Raw genomic sequence first — 18,838 nt, forward strand, 5'->3', positions numbered from 1 at the left:
TTGTGGCGCTTATTTTTTTCTAAAAAAAGTAGTATTTAATGTAGTTAAATTTCCAACATTATCTGTTACGGTTATTTTTAGATTGTGTTTAGCGGTTGTAAAAATTTTATCGTTTAAATTATAAACCAGCAAATCTTTTTTTGGATCATATTCTAATAAAATCCACTCACCATCAATTTCACCTTTATATGATTTTATACCAGATTCATCATCTGTAATTTTTATTTTTAATTCATTAAAATTTGTTAGCCATTGTGCATCTTTAAAATTTACCAGTTGAATTATTGGTTCTTTTGTGTCCGAAACTAGAGTAAAGTCTCCTAAACTTTTAGTCGTAGTGTAAAAAGTAGCCTCTTTTTTAACAGTAGTTTCATAATCTGTCCTGCCTTTATCATCTATTGAAGCTATGTAAAGCTGTTTTTTTTCACTTAGGGTATATTTAGAAACATCAAAAGTTAAGGTGTATTTTCTATCTAAAGGGATTATTGGTGAGTGCACTTTTACTATAGAATCTTGTACCTCAAAATCTAAATAAAAGTCGTTATAAAATGTGAATTTTGGAAAAGCAACAGTAACCCCCTCCTTTTTAAATACATTAAAAATATCTCGTTTAATTTTATAAGGCGTTTTTTTAATAGTTTCTTTTACTAAAATACTGTCGTTACTTCCAATAATTGGAATTGTAATTTTTTGACCGTTCCCTTTAAAATCTTTGGCAATAATTTCCACTGTATAATCCATACCATCTTCGATAGTTAAATAACCATTATTATTGGTTTTTTGATACACACTTAATTTATTTGCAGGTTCAATAAAACATTTTTGGACACGTTGTTTTATAGTTTTAAAACGTTCATAATCAATTAACAGGTTAATGTATTTACTTTCTGAAAAAGAAAAAGATTCAGCGTTAAACTCGTGTGCTTTATTGCCATTAACCATGAGCGTTAAACTATACAAACCATTTTTATTATAAGCACCATCTAATTGATCATAGGCATTAATACCAAAACCAATTGTACCGTGTGCTTTTATTTTTTTAGCAAGCAAATCACCGTTTTCAAGTTTAATTAAAGAAATTTGAGTTGGTTTTGAAATGGCATTTATATGAGAATTATTGTTTAAAGAATAACCTATTAACGTACTAATTCTTGGCTTTTTAGAATCATCTACTTTAATACCAAATAACATTGGGTTAATTGGTTTTTCGGTTTTTGTATTGCGTATTTCAAAATGTAAATGTGGACCACCAGAACCTCCAGAATTACCAGAAAGTCCTATAATTTCATTCTTAGATATTGGCAAAGTTATGGCAGATGGAAATAAATGTATTTCAAAACTTTCTTTTTTATATTGTTGTTTCTTTACATAATCTTCTATTTTATCACTAAATTTTTGAAGATGTGCATATACAGAAGTATAACCGTTTGGATGTGTAATATAGAGCGCTTTTCCATAGCCCCAATGGGAAACTTTAATTCTAGAAACATAACCTTGCGCAGATGCTAAAACATCTAAACCTTCTTTTCCTAAGGTTTTTATATCTAAACCAGCATGAAAATGATTACTCCTAAGTTCTCCAAATGTTCCAGACAATATTAATGGAATTTTAAGAGGTGTTGTAAAATAATTTTCAGGATATACTTTACCTGTAGTAGCATTACCTTGGCTAAAACCAGCAGCATAAGTGCATATAAATAGTATTAAAAAAGCTTTTTTCAAATTCATTATTTTATGCTAAAATACTAAATATTATTTTTTGTAAAGTCTAAAATTTCAATGAATTATTATTAAATAAAGTAAGTTTTTTCTAGAATGCAAAAAAAACAGTTGTAATATTGACATACTAACACTAACTTTGTATTTATAGTTTATATTCTTTAGGTATATATGAGTAATATAATTGAAGTTGTTGATTTATTTGAAAATAAGCTCAAAACACTTTTAGAAAATTATAGTTTTTTAAAAGAAGAGAACGAAATTTTATATGATAAAATAGCAGTTTTAGAACATCAAATTACAAAAGAAAAGCAATTTAATAATGAAATTGAAAAAAAATATCAAACATTAAAAATTGCAAAAACTATAGAAGGCAGTAAAGAAGATAGAAGAGAAACAAAACTCAAAATAAATGCTTTAATTCGTGAAATTGATACATGTATCACTCAATTAAGCGAATAAGATCTTTTAAATAAATGGGAGAATCGTTAAAAATAAAAGTTACAGTTGCAGGAAGAGTGTATCCACTTAAAGTAAAAAATGCAAATGAAGAAGAGGGAATGCGCAAAGCAGCTACTAAGATTAATGATTTGGTAAGTAATTATGAACAAAATTATGCTGTTAGTGACAAACAGGATGTTTTGGCTATGTGTGCTTTACAATTTGCTTCGCTTATTGAAGTGAATTCCATTAATAAAAAAGAAGATTTATCTGAAGCACTAGAAAAAATGAATAAATTAAATGTTTTAATTGATAAACATTTAAACAAATAAGTTCTTTAAAATAATATTAATTAATAATACTGCCTACATTAGTTATTGTTTGTTAAACTCAACGTCACATTTTTATGAAGAGTGAGTCTATACTATTAGAGCAAGCCGTCTAGAACGGATCCTCGACCAGTTAGTTAGCTCTAAACTTGTTTTTTAGGAGTTTACATAAAACCAAACTATTGTAGGTTTTTTTATATCCAAATTTGAAATATGATAGAATATATAATGCCAATTATTATTGGTATAGTAATAGGTCTAGCAATTGGTTACGTAATTGCAAAATCGCTTGAAAAAAAGAAAGCAACTAAGATTTTAAGAAATACAAAAAAAGAAGCGACATCTTTAATTAGAGAAGCACAAATTGAAGCAGATGCTATAAAAAAAGATAAAATACTTCAAGCAAAAGAAAAGTTTATTGAATTAAAATCTGAACACGAAAAAGTAATTATTGGTCGTGATAAAAAGATTTCAGAGACAGAAAAACGAGTAAGAGATAAGGAATCTCAAGTTTCACAAGAGCTTGATAAAAATAAAAAATTAAATCAAGAAATCACAATTAAAATAAACGACTATACTAAAAAACTTGATTTTTTAGAACGAAGAACAGAAGAAGTTGAAAAACTACATCGTAAACAAGTTGAAAATTTAGAAGTAATATCTGGTTTATCGGCAGAAGATGCTAAAAAAGAATTGGTTACATCTTTAAAAGATCAAGCAAAATCAGATGCAATGGCACATATTCAAGATACTATTGAAGAGTCCAAATTAACCGCTCAACAAGAAGCTCGTAAAGTAATATTAAATACAATTCAACGTGTTGGTGTAGAACAAACTGTTGAAAATTGCGTATCTGTATTCAATATTGAATCAGATGATGTTAAAGGTAGAATAATTGGTAGAGAAGGAAGAAACATTAGAGCTATTGAAGCTGCAACAGGAGTTGAAATAATTGTTGATGATACCCCAGAAGCAATTATTTTATCGTGTTTTGATCCCGTGCGTAGAGAGATTGCACGTTTATCTTTGCATAAATTAGTTACAGATGGTAGAATTCATCCAGCTCGTATTGAAGAAGTTGTAAAGAAAACTGAAAAACAATTGCAACAAGAAATAATTGAAGTTGGTAAACGTACTGTAATAGACTTAGGAATTCACGGCTTACATCCAGAATTAATTAAAACTATTGGTAGAATGAAATACCGTTCTTCTTATGGTCAAAATTTATTGCAACATTCACGTGAAGTAGCAAACCTTTGTGGTTTAATGGCTGCTGAACTTGGATTAAATGCCAAATTAGCCAAAAGAGCTGGTTTATTGCATGATATTGGAAAAGTTCCAGAAACAGAAAGTGAATTACCACATGCGTTGTTAGGAATGGAATGGGCTGAAAAATATAATGAAAACCCAGAGATTTGTAATGCTATTGGTGCACATCACGATGAAATTGAAATGAAAACCTTAATAGCACCAATTGTGCAAGTTTGTGATGCAATTTCTGGAGCAAGACCAGGAGCTCGCCGTCAAGTTTTAGATTCATATATTCAACGTTTAAAAGATTTAGAAGATATTGCCTTCGGTTTTACTGGAGTTCAAAAAGCGTATGCTATTCAAGCTGGTAGAGAATTGAGAGTTATTGTTGAAAGTGAAAAAGTAAATGATGCGAAAGCAGCAGAATTATCTTTTACAATTTCACAAAAAATTCAAAATGATATGACTTACCCAGGTCAGGTTAGAGTTACTGTAATAAGAGAAACTAGAGCTGTAAATATTGCAAAATAATTTATTGCTAAATAGAATAGAAAAATCTCACCAAGGTGAGATTTTTTTTGTGCCTCATTTCATTAAAAACCGTCTATTTTATAAGTTCAATGATGTTTTTTAAACAAGTTTAAATTTCACAATCAAAATAATGTAAACAACTCTCTGTTAGCTGTTTATGTAACTAATACGATTTCGTTCATTTCTGTTAAAACCTTAAAAAAAGAGTTCTAAATTTCGTAAATTCGTAACGAAAAAATCAGATTGATTTTGGACTATTTTTTATTATGAATTAATATTACAGCAGATGAACAAGAGTACTAAAATTGAAGACCCTAATGTTAGATTAAGGAAGGATACAGTTAGGTATATAAACTTACAATTAGAATCTTTAGGACAACCTATTTTTAATGATAATGAGGATGACAAGTTAAAACTTTGTAATCCAAAGTTTATGGAATTAACTCAAGGCTTAATTAAAAGTTTTAAAGAAAAATCAAGACTACTCTCACAACATTTATCACCAGTAGATTTAAGAATTCAAAATTTTATAAGTGATTATTTAAAGGATGTTAAAATTGATAAACCAATTTTAATTCCAAATGACACGTTAATTCTAAATCAGCCAGGTCATGCACGTGAGGCTAGTTTACCACCAAATGGTAATACGTTTCAGAATGAGATAATTACCTCAAACCGAATAAAACAAGGTGTTTTAAATAACCCTATTCACGATAAAAGAACAACAAAAGGTACTTTTCACATTGTTGAAAGTAATTTGCCTGTACCTTTAGATAAAAAAGAAGTTCCAAAAGTAGCGTTTGCTCATTTTTTAAATGCGGCATTTTTACCACCAGAGGAATTAAATGTCTTGCCTTTTACTTCAAATCAAACTGAACCAGCAAAAGTGATGGTTTCAATGTTAATGAGACCAATGGTTTGTCCTGAAGTTAAAGGTGTAATTTCAAAAAAGAGTTTAGAAGTACGTTTTTTTGCTCCTGGAAGTTTAGTGAGTAATTTAGATTTTGTTGAATCTATTTTTGGAAATGCTGGAGATCCTAATTTAGCACAGAACGACGCCGCTTTAGATATTGAACATTGGACAGGTCATACCGGTTGTATTGTTTTAGCACCACATTTAAAAACATTAACTAAAAAAGAAGTGGGCTTACCACATTTTGATGATGCAACTGAACGTCAAAAAAATGATGGAATGTGTTGGAAAGATGAAAAAGAACTTTACAATGATGGAAGTGCTTTTAAAATATCTTGCAGAAATGAAAAAGGAGTTGTTGTTACATTGATTGCTGATAACTATTATGGATATTCAAAAAAAGAAATTAAAACACAAATTAGTTATTCTGCAAACCTATACGGTTTAGTTGAAGAAGAACATTCAGGTGGTGCAATGGCGTTTCCAAGAGGTGTAATGGGTGATTTATTTGATGGTGAAGTTTTTTCTTCTAAATTTGATAAAAAGTATACATTTAAAGATGTAGAACAACTATTGGGCGATAGAATTGATGTAAAAAAGTCTAATTATGCCATCGATAAAAAGTATCCGAATTTAGTGTATCTTCCAGAAAATGCACTTATTAATGCAAATACCAATGATGTTATTTGGACTTTTAAAGGTAAAGAGCACAAATTAATTTTATCACCTTATAAAACATATATTCACCCTACAGGAACTAAATTTAAGCTTGAAAGACATAAGGCTGTTTCGCTTTGGAGAATTGTTAAAACTGCTGCCGAAGGAATATTTTGTCATAAACCTTGTACGGTTTCAGGTGGAGGAAAATCTGAAATTTCAAAATCAATGTTAAACGCAATAATGTATAATACATTTAATATTGTAGATATTGATGAAGATTTCAAAAAAGCTGATGAAATTATTGAATACGATTATTCAAAACGTTGGAAAAATTATGATTCCACTTTACCGCAATCGAAACCATTTTTAAGCCCAGAAAGAACCTTAGGTTCAGCGGTTATGTTGTTAACCCCAAACGATAGAAATACTGACGAGTTTAATGAATTCTTAAAAAGCATACCAAATCATATTAGAACATTAGTGCTTTTTGTAAAAAGGTTGTACCGTCAAGATCCCGGGAATTTAAATTGGAAAGATTGTATGTCGGTTCAAATTATTAACGGTCAAAAAGGAACAGCTCTTTGGTACTTCGATAATCCGGTAATTGGAAGTTATGTAAGAATTGGATTTAACCAAGAAGGAAGATGGATGCTAAATAAATTAAGATCGGATTTTGCAGCTTCAGCAAAAATTCAAATGGAAGATGATATTTCCGCTTCCATAACAATTCCAAGAAATCAACTTAAAAATTTAAATCCTGAGTATACAAATAAGAGTTTAAAAGTAGTTGCAAATTGTGAAGCACATTTATTCCAACGACCTGATGAAGCAATTATTAGAGGATACGACGAAGGAGCAGAACGAGATTTAGTATCGGACAAAGTATTTTTAACAAATTATGAGAAATTAACAAAGCAAGATGCTATTGATATTTATGAAGACACCATAAATTTTGATAAGTATACACAACCTGTAAAAGATTTAATTTTAAGTGTAATTAATAGTCCAAATGAAGATGAATTGTTTTGTTTGCCATCACACCCAAGAATTGTAGACGGTGTTCCAACAAAAAACCCTCGTTATTTAGAAAAGAATATTTTCCATAACGAAACTGAAGATAGCTATTTAGCTGAAATAGGAGTTCGTTTGCACAGAAAAATAAAATCGGAAGATCCTGTTATTAATGTTGTTAACGCAGTATTACCTGGAAGAAGAAACAACCCTGTTGATAAGGAAGCAGGAATTCGTCCTTTAGCTGTTTATAACCCAATTCACTACCAAGAAACGCCAGAATTATTTATGGACTTTATTTGTAGTTTAACAGGTAAATCGCCATCAACAACTGGAGCGGGTTCTGAAGGCGCATTAACAAAAGGTCCTTTTAATATGCTAACACCTACCACCGATTTAAACAATGCTTTACTATCTCATATTTTAACAGAATCTAATGGTTTTAGTACTGCTGCAGGTTATGTTGGAGCTGAAAACCAGGTAGATCACGATATTAGTTTATTAATTCCTGAAATATGGGCACGTTTAGAACCTGAAGATAAAGATCCAAAAGCATTAATTAAAAATGGATCTCTCGAAAAATTAAACGATTTTGAGTATGAAGGTAAAAAAGTGTTGGCAAGCCGATTAGGATATAGAATTACAAGTACTTTTTCATACAGATGTTTAAACCGTTTATTTGATGAGCCAAACGCGGTATTCAATGAAAAAATGTTAAAACCCGAGTTACAAGGTTTCGAAGACTATGTTGATGGAATAAATAACATTGTTGAAGCTCAGCAAAAAGTAGCACTAAGGTATTTTGAAGATGGAAGTATTGAAGCTGCCATTCCTCCTTTAAAAATATTGTTACACATTATGGCTTATGGACATTATGAAGGTAAAGATATTAGTGACCCTGATTTAAGAGCATTTTTTGAAAGAGAGTATACTTTAAATAGAAATTGGTATAGAGAACGTTTAATTATTAAGCAACAAAAAGATGTAGCCTTTTATAAAAAACATATTTTGTATTTAGAGACATTTATTTCAAATTCTAACAATGCAGATATTGTTATAGAATTAGATTTGTTGAGAAAACTTAAAAATGTTAAAGAACTTTATAAACAAGCGAAATCAGAAAATTATTTGAAAAATTTAATAGGTACCATTGGAGCAGATCCGTTGTATAGAAAATAATTAATTTGGTTTTTCATTTATTAAAAACTGTAGTTAAGGTTAAACTTTTTCTACAGTTTTTATTTTCTAGGATGAAAAGTATTCACCACCTCTTTTAAAAAGCTTCTATCTAAATGCATATAAATTTCTGTGGTTGTAATACTTTCGTGTCCTAGCATTTGTTGTATAGCTCTTAAATCTGCCCCACGTTCTAATAAATGAGTAGCAAATGAATGTCTAAATGTATGCGGACTTATTTTCTTTTTTAAATCTACCTTAATAGCTAAATTTTTTACAATGGTAAAAATCATTACACGTGTTAAATTTTTCCCTCTTCTATTTAAAAAAACAGTGTCCTCGAATCCTTTTTTAACGTTTATATGAACTCTAATATCATTTATATAATTTATAATGTATTGTTGAGTTTGTGTGTTTATTGGTACAAAACGCTGTTTGTTTCCTTTCCCTAAAACCCGAATAAAACCTTCTTCAAAAAACAAATCTGAAAGTTGTAAACTAACCAATTCAGAAACACGTAAACCACAGCTGTATAGTGTTTCAATAATAGTTCTATTTCGCTCACCTTGAGGCTCACTTAAATCAATTGCATTTATTAATTTGTCAATATCCTCAAGAGCTAATGTGTCGGGTAATTTTAATCCAATTTTAGGTGTTTCAATTAAATCAGTAGGATTGTCTTTTCTATATTCTTCAAAAATTAAATAATCAAAAAAATTTCGAATTCCAGAAATTAATCTTGCTTGTGAGCGTGCATTTATAGTTTTTGAAATGCTGTAAATAAATTCTTGAATTGTGGTTTCATTTATATCAATTGGTGAAATAACAATGTTGTTATCTTCTAGGTAAAAAATTAATTTTTTCACATCACGACCATAACTATCTATAGAGTTTTTTGCCAACCCTTTTTCAATTTTTAAATAAGTAATATAATCTATGAATGCACTATTCCATTTCATTTTGTAAATATAATCATTTACAAAGTTGATTATTAAAACATTTTTTAATTTAGTGTTTACGTATAAATAAGTATCTTAGTTGCATTAAATTTATTTTTTATGAAAAATTATAGTTTAAGTATCCTAGTTTTAATTTTTATATTAAATTTTAATGCATTAAAAGCACAAAGTTTAAATAAATTTGGTGTGAAAGTTGGAGTTAATTCAGTTGATATTAGAGATAAAATAAGTGACAATGGAATTATACATTTAAATAAAACAGGGTTTTATTTAGGTGCTTTTATTGAGTTTAGAAGAAGTGTAAATTTTTCTATTCAGCCAGAAGTGTATTATTCTGCAAATAATAATAAAGTTGATGAAAACGTTGGATTGTTGCATATTCCAGTACTGTTAAAATATAAATTAGGGAACAGATTAGAACTTTATGCAGGTCCAGAATCTCAATTTTTACTTTCTGTTGAAGGGCAGGATATTAGTAAAGATAAAAATTACAAGAAATTTATTTTATCCGCTAGTGCTGGTGTTGGTTTTTTAGTTTCAGATGAATTTAGTATTGATGCACGTTACAATATGGCAATTTCTAATTATATGGATTTTGGTAATCGTACCAATAAAAAGCTTAATTTTATTCAAGTAGGTTTGGCATATAAATTTGATAATTAACTTAATGAAACATCTGTATTTAATAATAATTTTTAATTTTGAAGTCAGAAGGATAAACTTCTAAATTATTTACAACAATTTTATGAAAATATTAATTTTAAATGGTCCAAACCTAAATTTGTTAGGAAAACGTGAACCTAAAATTTATGGAAGTTTAACTTTTGAAGCTTATTTTAAATCCTTAGAAAAGAAGTTTGCGACTATAGAATTGCATTATTTTCAAAGCAACATTGAAGGAGAGATTATTAATAAATTACATGAAGTAGGCTTTAATTTTGATGGAGTTGTTTTAAATGCTGGAGCTTATACTCACACCTCTGTTGCAATTGGAGATGCTATAAAAGGTATTGAAACTCCTGTAATTGAAGTTCATATTTCAAACGTACATTCTAGAGAAGATTTTAGACATATTTCATTTATTGCTCCTAATGTAAAGGGTGTAATAGCAGGTTTTGGTTTAAAAAGTTACGATTTAGCTATACAAAGTTTTTTGTAGAAATAATTTTGTTAATTTAATGCTTGTTCCCAATCAGCTATTAAATCTTCTATATGCTCAATTCCAACTGAAATTCTAAGTAAATTATTTGGAGTTAAACTATCAGGACCTTCAACGGATTGCCTATGTTCTACAAGACTTTCAACACCACCTAAACTAGTAGCAGTTGTAAAATATGCTAATTTTGTTGAAATTTTAAATGCTTCTTCTTTGGTGCCATCAATTAATATAGATAGCATTGCACCAAAACCATTATCTTGTTGGTTAATTGCTAAATTATGTTGTGGATGACTTTTTAACCCAGGATAATTCACTTGTTTAACTTTTGGGTGTTTTTCTAAATATTTAGCCAATTTAAAAGCATTCTCGCTTTGTTTAGAAACCCGCAAATGTAAGGTTTGAATTCCTCTACCAATAAGCCAACAATCAAAAGGAGCAGGTACAGCACCATTTAATTGTTGAATAGATTTTATTTTAGATGCAATTTTTTCATCATCTAAAACTACAGCGCCTCCTAAAACATCACTATGTCCTCCAAAATATTTTGTTGTAGAATGAATTACAATATCTGCACCAAAATTTAAAGGATTTTGAAAAACAGGAGTTAACCAAGTATTATCAACAACGCATAATGCATTGTTTTTATGTGCTAATTTAGAAACTGCTTTGATGTCACTTAATTTTAATTGAGGATTTGAAGGTGTTTCAACCCAAATCATTGCGGTATTTGGTTTTATGGCGTTTTCAAGAGCTTGTAAATCAGTCATATCAACTTGACTATAACTTAATCCCCAAGGTTTTAAAACTTCATTAAATAATTTTTTAATAGTAAAGTAAATATCATCAGGTAATATAACGTGGTCTCCTGTTTTTAAACTTTGTAAAATAGCGCTAACCGCTGACATTCCAGAAGAAAATGCAAAAGCATATCTACCGTTTTCTAATTTAGCAATACTTTTCTCAATAACTTGTCTATTTGGATTGTCATTTCTAGAATATACAAAATCGTTATTATAAGTACCATTGGCATTTCTTTTATAAGTACTTGATAAGTATATAGGGATACTAACAGGATTAACATCTGAAAACGTATTCTCTGTACTTTTTATAGCTAAAGTTTCAAATTTTGGTTTCATTGAATAGTATTTTTATGTGATTTTTTATAAAATTCTAATTTATATTAAAGGAAGTGTCTTTAACTTTAAAACAACGTTCTTTACCTAAATATGCTGGATTTCCATGTTCTTCGGACCAAAACCCATCTAAAATATCGTTTGAAATACAACGATAAAAAACTACACCTTTATAGGTGTTTAAATCTTCACCTTGGTAATTAAAGTTAATAACTAAAATACCATCCTTAAAAAATCCTGTTCCAAATTGTTTTTGTGAGTTATTAATCAGCCATTTACCGATAATTCTGTTATTATCGTCTACTGATAATGTTAAAGTGCCTTTATAAGTATTATTTGTTTCATCTTGATTACTACCAATTATAGTATAATTACCAACTAAATTGGTTACAGAAATAAGTTTGGACATTTTATTATTTTGCTGATTTGTAGTTAAATTTCATTTCAACTTCTTTTTTGTCTTCATATTTAAATATAACATAAATATTTAATGCATCTTCATTTAGTTTTTCAAAAGTAAGTCCATCAAAATAGACTTTATTCTTTTCTATTTTAACAAGTGGAAACTCAATAGATTCATTTTTTTCCTCCCAACCTTTTAAATCTTTGTCAAAATGTTTAATACGAAGTAATAGGCTTCTGTTTTCTTCGGTAATTGTACATAACTCATAAAACTGAACAACTTCATCTACCACTAATTTAAATGATCCCATCATAGATTTACCTAATGGAGCGGTCCAAACTTCTTCGGTAATTCCACCTAAGGCTTCTCCTTGCCAATGACCGGTAATCCAAGCCACATCTTCTATACCAGCATCTGGACTATCTTTACCTTCTAGTTTTACCGTATTTTGAGATAATAATATAGTGGAAACTAGAAATAATAACGAGGCTAAAAAGTTTTTCATTTTAAAATATAAATTACCTTACTAAACTAATGCTATTTATTAAGAAAAACAATTACATAGTTGTTACTAAATAATCTTTTAATTCTTGATATGTTGAAATTTTAATTGAAATTTTTTCCTTATCAATTACATTCTTTATTTGTTGTGGATATTCAATAGTTTCATTTAATACGGGTTCAACTACATCTAGAAACTTAACTGGGTGGGCAGTTTCTAAAAATATGCCTTGACCTTTTTTATTTTTTAAATATTTCTTCAAACCTAAATACCCAACTGCTCCATGAGGATCTGCAATATAACCAGACTTCTTTTTTATTTCTTTCATGGCGTCTCGTGTATCATCATCTGAAAAGGAATACGAGGTAAGATGTTTTTTTAACTCTTTATCAGTGTCATAAATTTCCTGAATTCTAACAAAATTACTTGGATCACCAACGTCCATTGCATTTGAAATAGTTTGTTTTGAAGGTTTTGCAGTATAAACTCCAGTTTCAAAATAATTTGGAACAATATTGTTTGCATTGGTTGCAGCAATAAATTGTTTAACAGGCAAGCCTAATTGTTGTGCCATTAGACCCGCACAAATATTTCCGAAATTACCACTTGGAACAGAAAATACAAGATCTTTCTTTTTATTTTTCAATTGTTTGTAGGCGAAAAAGAAATAAAACATTTGTGGTAACCAACGTGCTACATTAATAGAATTTGCAGAGGTTAAATTTCTTTTTGAAGTTAATTCCTCATCTAAAAAAGCTTTTTTCACCATTGCTTGGCAATCGTCGAAAGTACCATTAACTTCTAATGCTTTAATATTTTGCCCTAAAGTAGTTAGTTGTTTTTCTTGCACATTACTAACCTTTCCACTTGGGTATAAAATCACTACATCAACACCTTCAACTCCCAAAAAACCGCTTGCAACAGCTCCTCCTGTATCTCCAGAAGTTGCCACTAAAACAGTTACTTTTGTTGCTTTTTTGTCTTTGTTGAAATACCCAAAACAACGTGCCATAAATCGAGCTCCAACATCTTTAAAAGCCATTGTTGGTCCGTGAAATAATTCTAATGTTGCAATATTTTTTTTGATTTGTACAACTGGAAAATCAAAGTTCAAGGTATCATTAATAATTTCTTTTAATTCCTTTTCAGGAATTTCATCACCTATAAATTGTTTAATCACTTCATATGCAATTTCAGTATTATTAAAATACTCAATATGATTAAAAAAACCTTTAGCTAAAGGTGAAATACTTTCAGGAAAATACAACCCCTTATCTGGTGCAATTCCTTTAACAACTGCATTCTTAAACGATACATTTGGTGCTTTTTTATTTAAACTATAATACTGCATTTTTTTATTTCTGTTTAATTGTTTGAATAGTTTAATTTTTTTACTGTTTTTGCGAAGTAAATTTAAATTTAATGAGGTAACCTCTTGTTAATGAGTTAGATTACACCATTTTTTTAAAAACTTCATTATGACGATGGTTTGATTTTTATAATTCTTTTATTCCTTGTTTATTAACTTTTGAAACGTGGACATCATATTCAATTCCAACTTTTTCATAAACACTTTTCATTGCTTCGGCAACTTTTAAAGCAGTTTCTTTGCCTTTGCTTAATGCAAATATAGAAGGTCCAGAACCAGAAATTCCACAACCTAAGGCTCCAGCATTTAGAGATTTATTTTTTACAGGATCAAAAGCTGGAATGAGAATAGAACGAATAGGTTCTATAATATAATCTTCTAAAGAACGACCAATTAATTCGTAATCTTCTGTGTATAAACCACTAATTAAACCTCCAACATTTCCCCATTGTTTAATGGCATCTTTTAAAGGAATATTAGTTTTTAATATTTCACGGGCGTCAGAAGTTTTTACTTCTATTTGCGGATGAATTACTGTTGCATATAATTTTGAAGGCGTATTAATACTAATAATGTCCAATGGATTGTAACTTCTCACTAATGTAAAACCACCAAAAAGGGCAGGAGCCACGTTGTCTGCGTGTGCTACCCCAGTTGCCAAGCGCTCACCTTCCATTGCAAAACGCACTAAATCTGTAGAGTTAAAAGGATTTCCTAATAATTTGTTTATTGCCCAAACAGCCCCGGCAGAACTTGCAGCACTGCTTCCAATTCCACTTCCAGGTTTTATACGTTTGTCAATTTCAATTTCAAAACCAAAATCACTTTCCGTTTCAGCTAATAGAGCTAACGCAGCAACTCCTGCAACATTATTATGCGTTTCTAAAGGTAAATCTTGACCAATAATTTTTGTAATAGTCACACCTTTTTTTGCAACTTTACGGATAAGCATTTCATCGCCAACATTATCTAATGCCAAGCCAAGTACATCAAAGCCACAAGATACATTGGCTATTGTGGCAGGTGCAAATATTTTTAGTTCTTCATTTTTCATTATCGAAGCAGAGTTATTTATTTTGCTACTATTAAAATTACAATTTATTCTTTAGTTTAGGTCGTTTCAACTAGGTTAAATAACCATTTAGTATATTTTAAATTCTAAAATAATTAGTTATTTCCAATTCTAATAATATCGGCAAATAGGCCAGAGGCAGTAACATCTGCACCAGCGCCAGCACCTTTAATAATTAGCGGTTGTATAGGATATCTGTCAGTAAAAAATAATACAATATTATCACTTCCATCTAAATTATAAAACGGATGATCTGCTGGGATTTCTTGTAAACCTACTTTGGCTTTTCCTTTATCAAATTCTGCAACAAATTTAAGTCGACAATTATTTGAGGCAGCTTTTTTATAGATTTTGTTGAAATGTTCAGCTTCTAATTTTAGAGTTTTTAGAAATTCTGGAACTGTATCTGCAGCTAATGAAGCTTTTGGTAAAAAAGAATCATTTTCAATATCATTTAACTCTAATATTGTGCCGCTTTCTCGCGCTAAAATTAAAATCTTACGCATTACATCTACACCGCTTAAATCTATACGAGGATCAGGTTCTGTATAACCTTGAATTCCTGCTTGTTCAACTACATTGTAAAAAGAATTTTCTTCATTAAAATTATTAAATACGAAGTTTAAACTTCCCGATAAAACTGCTTGAATTTTATTAACTTTATCACCAGATGCAATTAGGTTTTTTAACGTGTCAATTATTGGCAACCCGGCACCTACATTTGTTTCAAACAAGAAAGGAGCGTTGTATTCACGCGCTAATTGTTTTAAATTTAGGTAGTTAGTGTAATTGGAAGAGCAGGAAATTTTATTACACGTTACAACTGCAACACTTTCTTTTAAATAATTAGCATATAATTTAGAAATATTTTCATTTGCAGTATTGTCTATAAAAATGCTATTTCTGTAGTTTAAATCGGTTACTTTTTGATGAAACAAATCCATATTCAAAGCTGTTCCTTTTTCTAAAGCTGGTTTCCAGTCTTTTAAATCGATACCATCTTCATTGAATATCATTTTTTTAGAGTTTGTTAAAGCAATAACTCTAACTTGTAACCTTAAATTCTTTAGTAAATAAGCTTGTTGCTGCTTAATTTGTTCCAATAATTTTCCACCAACATTTCCAACGCCAACCACAAATAAATTTAATTGTTTTGTTTGGTTTTCAAAGAATTCTGAATGTAAGGTGTTTAATGCTTTTTTAATGTCTTTATGCAGAATTACTGCTGAAATATTTTTTTCAGAAGCACCTTGAGCAATAGCTCTAATATTTACATTATTTTTCCCTAAAGTACTAAACATTTTACCACTAATACCTTGATGACTTTTCATATTATCACCAACTAAAGCAATAATTGCATTGTTTTCTTCAACAATTACAGGTTTAATTTTAGCGTGTTCAATTTCATAACTGAACTCTGTATCAATTGCATTTTTAGCTTTAATTGTATCATTATTACTAATTGCAAAACAAATTGAATGTTCAGATGATGCTTGTGTAATTAACGAGATGTTAATTTTTTCTAAAGATAAGGCTTCAAACAAACGTTTAGAAATTCCAGGAATACCAATCATTCCACTACCTTCCAAAGTAATTAATGCCATATTTTCAATATGACTAATTCCTTTAATTGGATTTTTGTTTGACGATTCTTGTGTAATTAAAGTTCCTGCGGCATCTGGTTCAAACGTGTTTTTTATACAGATAGGAATTTCTTTTTTAAGTACTGGTTGAATGGTTGGTGGATATAATACTTTTGCGCCAAAATGCGATAATTCCATGGCTTCTTGATACGAAATATTTGGGATCGGAAATGCTTCACGTACAAACTTAGGATTGGCAGTATACATGCCACTTACATCGGTCCAAATCTCTAATATTGAAGCATTGGTTGCGGCTGCAATTATTGCTGCAGTATAATCTGATCCACCACGACCTAAAGTAGAAACTTCTCCATTTTCTGTTTTAGCTACAAAACCAGGAAGTACAACAATTTTAGAATTGTTTTGCTTGAAGTATTCTTTAATTTTAGAAGTTGTTTGAGAAAATAAAACAGCAGCGTTTGAAAAATTATTATTGGTAACAATCAATTCTTGTGAATTTTTTAGAATAACATCTAAATTGTTGCATTGCATTGCATTTGCAATAATAAAAGAAGAAAATAATTCGCCAAAACTCACAATCTTATCAGAAGTTTTATTTGATAATTCATTAACTAAAAAGACACCTTCTAGTGTATTTTCTAATTTATTCAACATTTTTTTTATTTCCCCTAAAACATTACTTTGATTATTTATAGGGATTAATTCTCGTACAACCTGAACATGTTTTTCTTCTATAGTCTCAAAAGTTTTTTTATAATCTTTATTGCCGCTACAGGCTAAATTACCAGCTTCTAACAATAAGTCTGTTATACCACCAAGAGCAGAAACAACTACAGCGATCTTATTTTTTTTAGAACTTTTTTCTACGATGCTTATTACTTTGTTTATATTTTCTGAAGATGCTACCGACGAGCCTCCAAATTTTAATACTTTCATGTGTTTATATTTATTGTTTTTTTAATGGTCACATGCTGTTCGCTATTAATCATTCTCATAGGTGATAAAATTTTGAACATGCTCGTTTCATATTAATGTTTTATAATGAATTTTTTGAATTGTAATTTTTGTTTTCAAAATAATGAAAACGAATGTGTACGGATGATATAACAGAATAAAACCCCTAAAGGGTTGTTGTAGTAGTTGTAGCAATAATTAAGTTGCGCATTTGAAATGCGTTTTGTAGTAACTTATATGTTTTTGCTAGTTGCATTGGGTAAAATTAACTATTTTTTTAAAACAACAATACTTTTATACGAATTTTAATAAAATATTATTTTATACTTAAAAATTCTATACACTTCTCATTATTTTGTGTGACTTTTTATGAATAACGAAAAACTCCGAAGCTGAGTTCGGAGTTTTAATTATTTTTATAAATCTATAATTACTTGATTTTGCAATAAATCTTCAAAAGATTCTTCTTTTCTAATAAGGTAATCTTTTCCTTCATACACCAGAACTTCCGCAGGTCTAAAACGTGAATTGTAATTAGATGCCATTGAAAAACAATAGGCTCCCGCATTGTTAAAACATAATATATCACCTTCTCTAATTTCACTAATTCTTCGGTTAGAGCCAAAGGTATCAGTTTCACATATATAACCTACAACAGAGTAGTAGCGTTCGCGTCCTGTTGGATTTGAAACATTGTGAATATGATGATAAGAATCGTACATCATTGGTCGTATAAGATGATTAAATCCAGAATCTATACTTGCAAAAACGGTAGAAGTTGTTTGTTTTACAACGTTAACTTTTGCTAAAAACGAACCAGCTTCACTTACTAAAAATTTTCCTGGCTCAAACATTAGGGTTAAATCTTTTCCGTAATTTTTACAGAATTTATTGAATCGTTTTGTTAAACGTGCTCCTAGTTCCTCAATATTTGTTGAAATATCACCTTCTTTATAGGGTACTTTAAAACCACTACCTAAATCTATAAATTCAAGGTTTTTAAAATCTTTTGCCGAATTGAAAATAATTTCGGTGGCTGCTAAAAATACATCAATATCTAAAATATCTGAGCCTGTGTGCGTATGAATTCCGTTAATTTTCATACCAGTATTTTCTATAACACGTTTAATAAGCGGAATTTGATGGATTGAAATTCCAAATTTAGAGTCGATATGACCAACAGAAATTTTATGATTTCCACCTGCCATAATATGCGGATTGATGCGCACACAAACTGGAACGTTAGGGTAGTGGTGACCAAACTGTTCTAATATAGAAATATTATCTATATTTATTTGGACACCAAGTTTAGCAACTTCTTCAATTTCTTCTAAAGAAACACCGTTTGGTGTAAATATGATATCTTCAGGAGCAAAACCAGCTGTTAATCCTAACTTTACTTCTTGAATAGAAACAGTATCAATTCCTGAATTTAATTTTTTAAATAATTTTAATATACTAATATTGGTATTTGCTTTTACGGCATAATTTAATTTTAAATTTTTTACGCCTTCAAAAGCATTTATAATTCGATCGTATTGTGAAGTAATTTTTTCAGCGTTGTAAACATACAACGGACTTCCATATTTTTCTGAAAGTGACACTAATAATTGATTATCCATTCATTTTTTTTTAAAGGCCAAAAATAGAAA

15 protein-coding genes and 1 other RNA gene are annotated in these 18,838 nt (G+C 29.5%); 7 read left to right on the forward strand and 9 right to left on the reverse strand.

What is annotated here, in order from left to right; translation table 11 throughout:
• Nucleotides 1–9: 9 nt before the first annotated feature.
• On the reverse strand, nt 10–1,728 hold the full coding sequence (locus IEW75_RS10955; protein WP_134246473.1) for a M23 family metallopeptidase: 1,719 nt from the start codon (nt 1,726–1,728) through the stop codon (nt 10–12).
• Between the two features lie 162 nt (nt 1,729–1,890).
• Here IEW75_RS10955 and IEW75_RS10960 point away from each other — a divergent pair, with 162 nt between their 5' ends.
• From IEW75_RS10960 to IEW75_RS10980, 5 genes are all read left to right on the forward strand, one after another.
• On the forward strand, nt 1,891–2,181 hold the full coding sequence (locus IEW75_RS10960) for a coiled-coil domain-containing protein (protein WP_134246474.1): 291 nt from the start codon (nt 1,891–1,893) through the stop codon (nt 2,179–2,181).
• Nucleotides 2,182–2,195: 14 nt separating this feature from the next.
• Nucleotides 2,196–2,492, forward strand: coding sequence for a cell division protein ZapA (locus tag IEW75_RS10965; RefSeq protein ID WP_134246475.1), 297 nt, complete (start codon nt 2,196–2,198; stop codon nt 2,490–2,492).
• 56 nt (nt 2,493–2,548) lie between these two features.
• Nucleotides 2,549–2,655: non-coding RNA, 6S RNA (ssrS, locus tag IEW75_RS10970), on the forward strand.
• Nucleotides 2,656–2,702: 47 nt separating this feature from the next.
• Nucleotides 2,703–4,271 (forward strand): ribonuclease Y, encoded by a 1,569-nt coding sequence (gene rny, locus IEW75_RS10975; protein ID WP_134246476.1) that lies wholly within the window; start codon nt 2,703–2,705, stop codon nt 4,269–4,271.
• 286 nt (nt 4,272–4,557) lie between these two features.
• A complete protein-coding gene (locus IEW75_RS10980) occupies nt 4,558–8,034 on the forward strand; it encodes a PPi-type phosphoenolpyruvate carboxykinase family protein (RefSeq protein ID WP_134246477.1) in 3,477 nt (1,158 codons plus the stop codon).
• A 59-nt stretch (nt 8,035–8,093) separates the two neighbouring features.
• Here the strand turns inward: IEW75_RS10980 and xerD are convergent, their stop codons facing one another.
• A complete protein-coding gene (gene xerD / locus IEW75_RS10985; protein ID WP_134246478.1) occupies nt 8,094–8,990 on the reverse strand; it encodes a site-specific tyrosine recombinase XerD in 897 nt (298 codons plus the stop codon).
• Nucleotides 8,991–9,089: 99 nt separating this feature from the next.
• On the opposite strand from xerD, the gene IEW75_RS10990 reads away from it, so the two are divergent.
• Entirely contained in the window at nt 9,090–9,653 is a 564-nt protein-coding gene (locus IEW75_RS10990; protein WP_134246479.1) for a porin family protein, read from the forward strand.
• A gap of 82 nt (nt 9,654–9,735) precedes the next feature.
• Nucleotides 9,736–10,149, forward strand: a complete 414-nt coding sequence (gene aroQ / locus IEW75_RS10995; protein ID WP_134246480.1) for a type II 3-dehydroquinate dehydratase — start codon at nt 9,736–9,738, stop codon at nt 10,147–10,149.
• Between the two features lie 11 nt (nt 10,150–10,160).
• On the opposite strand, the gene IEW75_RS11000 is transcribed toward aroQ, so the two are convergent.
• The 7 genes from IEW75_RS11000 to lysA all read right to left on the reverse strand — a co-directional run bounded on the left by IEW75_RS11000 (nt 10,161) and on the right by lysA (nt 18,808).
• The gene (locus IEW75_RS11000) at nt 10,161–11,285 is read right to left on the reverse strand and encodes a trans-sulfuration enzyme family protein (protein WP_134246481.1); all 1,125 of its coding nucleotides are present in this window, start codon (nt 11,283–11,285) and stop codon (nt 10,161–10,163) included.
• A 34-nt stretch (nt 11,286–11,319) separates the two neighbouring features.
• Nucleotides 11,320–11,691 carry a hypothetical protein gene (locus IEW75_RS11005; protein WP_373286321.1) on the reverse strand — a complete coding sequence of 124 codons (372 nt, stop codon included), beginning with the start codon at nt 11,689–11,691 and terminating at the stop codon, nt 11,320–11,322.
• A gap of 4 nt (nt 11,692–11,695) precedes the next feature.
• Nucleotides 11,696–12,190, reverse strand: coding sequence for a DUF6265 family protein (locus IEW75_RS11010; protein WP_134246482.1), 495 nt, complete (start codon nt 12,188–12,190; stop codon nt 11,696–11,698).
• Between the two features lie 52 nt (nt 12,191–12,242).
• Nucleotides 12,243–13,538 (reverse strand): threonine synthase, encoded by a 1,296-nt coding sequence (gene thrC / locus IEW75_RS11015; RefSeq protein ID WP_134246483.1) that lies wholly within the window; start codon nt 13,536–13,538, stop codon nt 12,243–12,245.
• Between the two features lie 145 nt (nt 13,539–13,683).
• Entirely contained in the window at nt 13,684–14,610 is a 927-nt protein-coding gene (locus IEW75_RS11020; protein WP_134246484.1) for a homoserine kinase, read from the reverse strand.
• 113 nt (nt 14,611–14,723) lie between these two features.
• Nucleotides 14,724–17,168: a bifunctional aspartate kinase/homoserine dehydrogenase I gene (thrA, locus tag IEW75_RS11025; RefSeq protein ID WP_134246485.1), complete on the reverse strand. Its 2,445-nt coding sequence runs from the start codon at nt 17,166–17,168 to the stop codon at nt 14,724–14,726.
• 434 nt (nt 17,169–17,602) lie between these two features.
• The gene (gene lysA / locus IEW75_RS11030; protein WP_134246486.1) at nt 17,603–18,808 is read right to left on the reverse strand and encodes a diaminopimelate decarboxylase; all 1,206 of its coding nucleotides are present in this window, start codon (nt 18,806–18,808) and stop codon (nt 17,603–17,605) included.
• Nucleotides 18,809–18,838: the final 30 nt, after the last annotated feature.

The sequence above is a fragment of the Lutibacter litoralis genome, assembly GCF_014646675.1.
Taxonomy (GTDB): Bacteria; Bacteroidota; Bacteroidia; order Flavobacteriales; family Flavobacteriaceae; genus Lutibacter; species Lutibacter litoralis.